Source organism: Chitinimonas sp. BJB300 (assembly GCF_002735695.1).
Classification (GTDB): Bacteria; Pseudomonadota; Gammaproteobacteria; order Burkholderiales; family Chitinimonadaceae; genus Chitinimonas.
The window spans coordinates 1-6,016 of the sequence record NZ_PDZH01000174.1; the positions used below are offsets into that span (position 1 = coordinate 1).

General features: G+C 52.5%; 3 protein-coding genes and 1 pseudogene. 2 read left to right on the forward strand and 2 right to left on the reverse strand.

Features of this window, described 5'->3' with window-relative positions:
* The first annotated feature begins 458 nt into the window (after positions 1–458).
* Positions 459–1,010, forward strand: a complete 552-nt coding sequence (locus tag CSQ89_RS19215) for a lipocalin family protein (RefSeq protein ID WP_099407660.1) — start codon at positions 459–461, stop codon at positions 1,008–1,010.
* A 199-nt stretch (positions 1,011–1,209) separates the two neighbouring features.
* Here CSQ89_RS19215 and CSQ89_RS19220 read toward each other — a convergent pair whose 3' ends face one another.
* Complete coding sequence (locus CSQ89_RS19220; RefSeq protein WP_099407661.1) at positions 1,210–3,897, reverse strand: HAD-IC family P-type ATPase; 2,688 nt, start codon at positions 3,895–3,897, stop codon at positions 1,210–1,212.
* 271 nt (positions 3,898–4,168) lie between these two features.
* Here CSQ89_RS19220 and CSQ89_RS23915 point away from each other — a divergent pair.
* Positions 4,169–5,170 (forward strand): annotated as a pseudogene (locus CSQ89_RS23915) (IS5 family transposase); the annotation flags it as partial.
* 124 nt (positions 5,171–5,294) lie between these two features.
* Here the strand turns inward: CSQ89_RS23915 and CSQ89_RS19230 are convergent.
* Positions 5,295–6,016, reverse strand: a protein-coding gene (locus CSQ89_RS19230) for an IS5 family transposase (protein WP_374701382.1) whose coding sequence is annotated in 2 segments (ribosomal slippage) — positions 5,295–5,701 and positions 5,701–6,016 — 723 coding nt annotated over the 2 segments. Because the reading frame shifts where the segments join, the coding sequence is not laid out codon by codon here. This gene is flagged as partial in the annotation.

The following is a 6,016-nucleotide window of genomic DNA, read 5'->3' on the forward strand; positions in this document are numbered from 1 at the left end:
GGCCTTCTGATGCCAGGAATCCGTCTGGATTGGCTGGAAATGGCCAATTCGGGAGGGAAAGCGATACAAGACGAGTGATAAGTTCCGGAACTGGCAGTCGGAAGGCGCCGTAAGGTCGACTTACGCCACTGCAATATCAAACAGTCGGGTTTTTCGAGGTACCCTAAAATTTTAATGAATTGGGAGTTAAGGCACATTAATTCCATCAAAATGAGTAAAGGCTGTGCTACTTAACATGCCTTAAAAAAGCATCGGAAATTCAACTTACTTAGCCAAAAAGATGCAATGATTCAGAATTTGTACTGAGCTTGAGCAAATTCTGCCTATTTTTTTATTAAACAAATTGGTGCCAAATCGACGATTTCTTGGTAAGTTTTCCCACTGAAAATCTTTTTCAAACGGCCTGTAACTAGTGGCTTTCCGCATGGCAAACTGACAGCATCCCTGCTGGGTATGAAATGACAATTTTCAAGATCTTTGCAACGAGCGCTTTTTTACTGGGGGGAGCGATAGCTTTAGCTCAACCAATTGGTAACCTGAAATCGATCTCTACCCTTAATGTCAATCGCTATCTGGGCCTATGGCATGAAATGGCTAAGTTTCCCAATGAGTTTCAGAAAAAATGCGTTTCGGACACATCGGCTGAATACAGCTTGATGCCGGATGGAAGCATCAAGGTTCTGAATCAGTGCCGACGCCAAAACGGGCAGATGGATCAAGCCATAGGCCTAGCCAAGCAGATCGGTAACGCATCGTCCTCAAAGCTTCAAGTGCGATTTGCTCCCGCCTGGCTGTCTTTTCTGCCATTTGTCTGGGGCGATTATTGGGTCATTGATCTCGATGAAAAATATGAACTGGCAGCAGTAAGCGAACCAAAACGCGAATACCTTTGGATTTTGTCCCGTTCCCACATGTTGGATGAGACCAGTTACACCGCGCTGCTAACACGTTTGACAGCAATGGGCTTCGATGTGAGCAAGTTAGAAAAGACTATTCATGGTAAGCAGTGAGGTCTTCAAGGATTGCAAAAGTCACACAGGCCAGGATCTGCCAATTGACCAGAGTTGATCGCTCGCTGATTTTCATGAACGCATATTTTGTAGTACCAAACATCACCGACGGGTAACTTGGCCTTCTATCCACATAAGCGACAAGGCCGTACAGGTACTTGCCTTGTCATCCACCTTTTTATCACCGTTTGAACTTTGTCTAAAGGTGGACTGCCCCCTTCGGTTTCCTCTGGACTAAGCGCCAATGCTTTTCCAACTCGACAATAAGTGCACAGCAAGCGGAATACGTACATATGGATACCCAGTCCAGTATCTCAATCGGGGCTGTCTGGAAGACTTGGTTAAAGATTGGGAGGTATGTAAAGGCTAATTGCAGCAACAACATAGTACCGCTGCCAATCCATATCCATTGGTTTGTAAACCAGCCATTAACCCAACATGGCTGAGTGAGGGATCGACAATTAAATAGATAAAAAATTTCCACCATCACGAAGACATTACAAGCAATGGTGCGTGCAACTGGCAAAGAGTGGCCCCAATACAGCGCCAACTCAAACATGCCAAAGGCACCAATCAACAGCATAAACCCGACCATGAGAATGCGGTGGATTAGTTCTCGATCAAGCACAGGGGTGGTTGGTAGTCGCGGTGGACGTTGCATGATGCCACGCTCGACCGGCTCAAATGCAAGCATAAGCCCTAGTAGGATAGCTGTAGTCATATTGATCCACAGAATCTGTAACGGTGTGATGGGCAGCGTTGTGCCGGTACAGATGGCGGTGAAGATTACTAACCCCTCGCCAGCGTTGGTCGGAATAGTCCAGACTAAGAACTTGATTAGATTGTCATAGATGCCGCGCCCCGCCTTGATAGCGGTTTCGATAGTGGCGAAGTTGTCATTAGTTAGAACCATCGCGGCAGCCTCTTTAGCCACTTCGGTCCCACCTAAGCCCATGGCGATGCCAATATCTGCTTGCTTGAGTGCTGGCGCATCGTTTACTCCGTCACCGGTCATGGCAACCACCTCCCCATTGGCTTGCAAAGCCCTCACCAGTCGCAACTTCTGCTCAGGCTCGACTCGGGCGAATACATCAACAGCGGTAACAGCTTTGTGCAAAGAGAGCTCATCTAGGCGTGCCAGTTCGCTACCAGTCAGCGCTTGGCCGTTGTGCCCGATGATGCCTAATTGGCGAGCAATAGCTCTTGCCGTTCCAGGGTGATCACCGGTAATCATCTTCACGCGAATGCCTGCCGCGTGGCAGGTACGTACCGCAGCAATGGCACGAGGTCTGGGCGGGTCGAGCATGCCAACAAGGCCAAGAAACACCAGCCCAGACCCCATATTGGCATGTTCGAGTTGTTGATTGGGACGCAATTCGGAACGTGCTAGTGCCAACACCCGCAATCCGTCATCCGCCATCCGAGACGCGGCTGCCTGGATGCTTTCGAGCGCTAACGGTAACTCATGGCCTTGGCTATCCAGCATGCTGGTACAAGCGGGTAGGAGTTTCTCTACTGCACCTTTGACGCAGATGACTTGTATTCCCTCAATCTCGTGCAGGGTGGCCATGTATTGACGGTCTGGATCAAAGGGGAGCTCGTCCAACCGGGGAAAAATCGTGTTCAGCGTGGTATCGTCCAAACCGCCTTTGCGTGCTGCTACCAACAGCGCTGCCTCGGTGGGGTCCCCTGTCACTGTCCAGTTCTGGTTTTCGCGGAGTAAGCGTGCATCATTACAAAGCACACCTGTCAACAGGGCCTCACGCAGCGCACCACTGATAGTGGCAGGTTGCCCGACATTGACAATGCAGCCAGACGGCCCATAGCCCTGTCCGCTTACGGAAAAACTGGTCATGCCCGCCCATATCTCACGGACTGTCATGGCGTTCTCGGTCAATGTGCCCGTTTTGTCGGAGCAGATTACCGTGGTACTACCTAAGGTCTCGACCGCGGGCAACTTGCGAATAATTGCTTGGTGTTTGGCCAGGCGGGCTACACCGATAGCCAAGGTGATAGTCATCGCTGCCGGTAATCCTTCCGGAATTGCGCCTACCGCCAGTGCAACGGCCGCCATGAACATGTCGAAGGTCGCCTCCCCACGTAGTACACCGATGGCAAAGGAGAGTGCGGCCAAGACTAGAATCACCAGCAGCAGATGCTTGATGAGCAAGTTCATTTTGCGCATCAATGGTGTTGTTAGTTCTGGTGCCTGCGCGATTAGCCGGGACATCCGCCCAGTCTCCGTACTTTCGCCAATGGCAGTAACAACCCCTATACCCTGGCCACCCACCACCAAAGTGCCAGCGAAAGCCATGTTCTGCCGTTCTGCCAATGGTGTATCGATTTGCTGTACTGCAGTACTTTTACTCACTGCTGCCGACTCACCCGTTAGGGTTGCTTCAATGATACGCAGTGCTTTACTGGCGAGCAGGCGTAGGTCGGCGGGTACTTTATCGCCACTTGCCAGTACGACCAGATCGCCGGGCACGATTTCTGCGGCATTGAGCTTGCGATGTGTACCGTCTCTAACCACAGTGGTTTCGGTAGCCACCGACTCTGCGAGTGCCATTAAGGCAGCCTCAGCTTTTCCCTCTTGGATGAAGCCAGCCAGTGCATTAATCAGCACAACACCAAAGATCACGCTAGCTTCGAGCCATTCACCAAGTACGACAGTAACCGTACCCGCGGTTATCAGTACCAGAATCATTGGTTGGAGGATTTGCGTGGCAAACCGTAATAGGGGGCTGCGCCCGGACCGGCAGTTCAGTCGATTGGGACCATGAGTTCGCAATCGTTCAGAGGCGTCGTGATCATCAAGTCCCTTATCAGGATCGACCTTGAGCAGCTCTGTCACTTGGGTCGCTTGTAGGGCGTGCCAATCTGACATGACCAGTTTTTCCTCACAGCTCTGCGCTGAATTGAACAGATAACAGTGGCTATTACCATCAGTAATAGCTACACGAGTTGGCGCTAATTCATAATCAATCCAGACTAAGAAATGGCACACGCACCATTATGATCGCGTCAGCAACAGCGAGTTCTGCACTAGATTTAAATAGGCGTACAGTGAACCACCTCGGAGATCGTGAAGTCCGGGCACCTCGAAAAACCTTCCATCCATGGCATGATTCTGACATACGAAAGTCAGCCCTCCCATCATGATCAAATCCAGTCTGTTTGCCAGTGAAGAACGTGAAGCCAAACTTGATCAGCTAGGCGATGCGCTGAAGGTCCTGGGCACCCATGTCGATTTTGCCGCACTGGCGGCAGACATTGACCGAGCAGCCCCTCGACCCAGCCGCGCCCGCGGCGGCCGGCCGCCGTTTCCGACCGAATTAATGGTTCGGGTGCTGCTGGTTCAACAATTATTCAATCTCAGCGATGAGCAGATGGAATTCCAGTTGCTGGATCGGCTGAGTTTCCAGCGCTTTGTCGGTCTACGCAGTAGCAGCCAGATTCCAGACCGTACCACCATTTAGACCTTCAAGGAGCGGCTCATTGCCGCAGGTGCGAGTGATAGCATCTTTGAAGCGGCCAATCGGGAGTTAGCCAAACATGGCTATATTGCACGCGGTGGTCAGATGGTGGATGCCAGCATCGTGCAAGTCCCGAAGCAGTCGGTGAGTCGGGAAGAGAAAGCCATGATTCAAGAACGCGCCATGCCTGCTAACTGGTCGCCGTCGAAGCGCCGGCAGAAAGACCTGGATGCCAGATGGACCAAGAAGCACGGCAAGTCTTACTTTGGCTACAAGGTCTCAACCAGCGTTGATAAGCGTTACAAGTTGATTCGGAAGATGGTGGTCAGCACTGCCAGCGAGCACGACACCTTGCACTTTGAGCGCGTACTCGACGAGGGTAATACCAGCCGTGACGTGTGGACTGATCGCGGCTATGTGGATGGGCAGCGTGAAGTCCGGCTCATCGGACAAGGCTGGCGCATGCACAACCAGCGTAAAGGCAGAGCGGACAAGCCCTTGTCCGAATGCCAGAAACGTCGCAATCGACGGATTGCCAGGATCCGAGCCCGTGTTGAGCAAGCCATTCGTTCGCTGCACGGGAGGATCGGGCTCGAAATTCGCTGTTGGGAGGTCGCTTTCCTGGCTCAATGCTGTCGCAACACAGCGATATCGTATATTCGGGTCAAGGCCGAAGCGGTAGCCAGTGATCTGCTTGAGCGGACCGTAGTCACAACAGCGGACTATCTTGCATGGCGGAGCGTGTTTCTGCTGTGGCGCTTCTGGCTGCAAAATTGCCGCGATGGCCAAGCGTTGCTAGAGGGTGTCGTCACAAGATGCCGATCCAGATCGCCATGCAGCGGATCTGGGCGGCCGCCAGAAAAGAGGCCATATTCTTGGCGTAACGGGTTGCGATGCCCCGCCTGCGCTTTAGTTGCAAAAAAGCCTTTTCGACCAGATGACGGTGGCGATACAAGTCTTTGTCATATTCGCGCTGCACTTTGCGATGTTTACGTGGTGGAACAACGGCTTGCATACCCTGCCTGTGGGCTTGCTCATTGATCGCGTCGCTATCATAGCCGCGATCCATGAGCAGGCTCTGAGCCGTCAACCCTTCGATCAACGTGCTTGCCTGGGTGCAATCAGCGGTGGTGCCTGACGTCAGCAGAATACGGATTGGCATGCCGTGCGCATCTACTGCCAGATGTAGCTTGCTATTGAGCCTCCTTTTGCCACACCCATCGCCTGATTGCCGCCACACGCTCCGGCCGCGTCGGGATGAACCTTGATGTGGGAAGCATCAATCATCAGCCATTCAACGTCCGGGTCGGTTATCAACTGTTCGAGCAATTTCCTCCAAACTCCCTTGTCACGCCATCGACAAAAGCGTCGATGCGTGTTTTTCCAGCCTCCCAGATCGGGTAGAAGATCTCGCCATGGCGCGCCGGTACGCAAAATCCAGAAGACGGCATTGATAAACAATCGGTTATTGTTTGCCCCCCTGCCCCAGTCACCTCGCCGCCCCGGCAGATGGGGCTCCAGCAAGAGCCA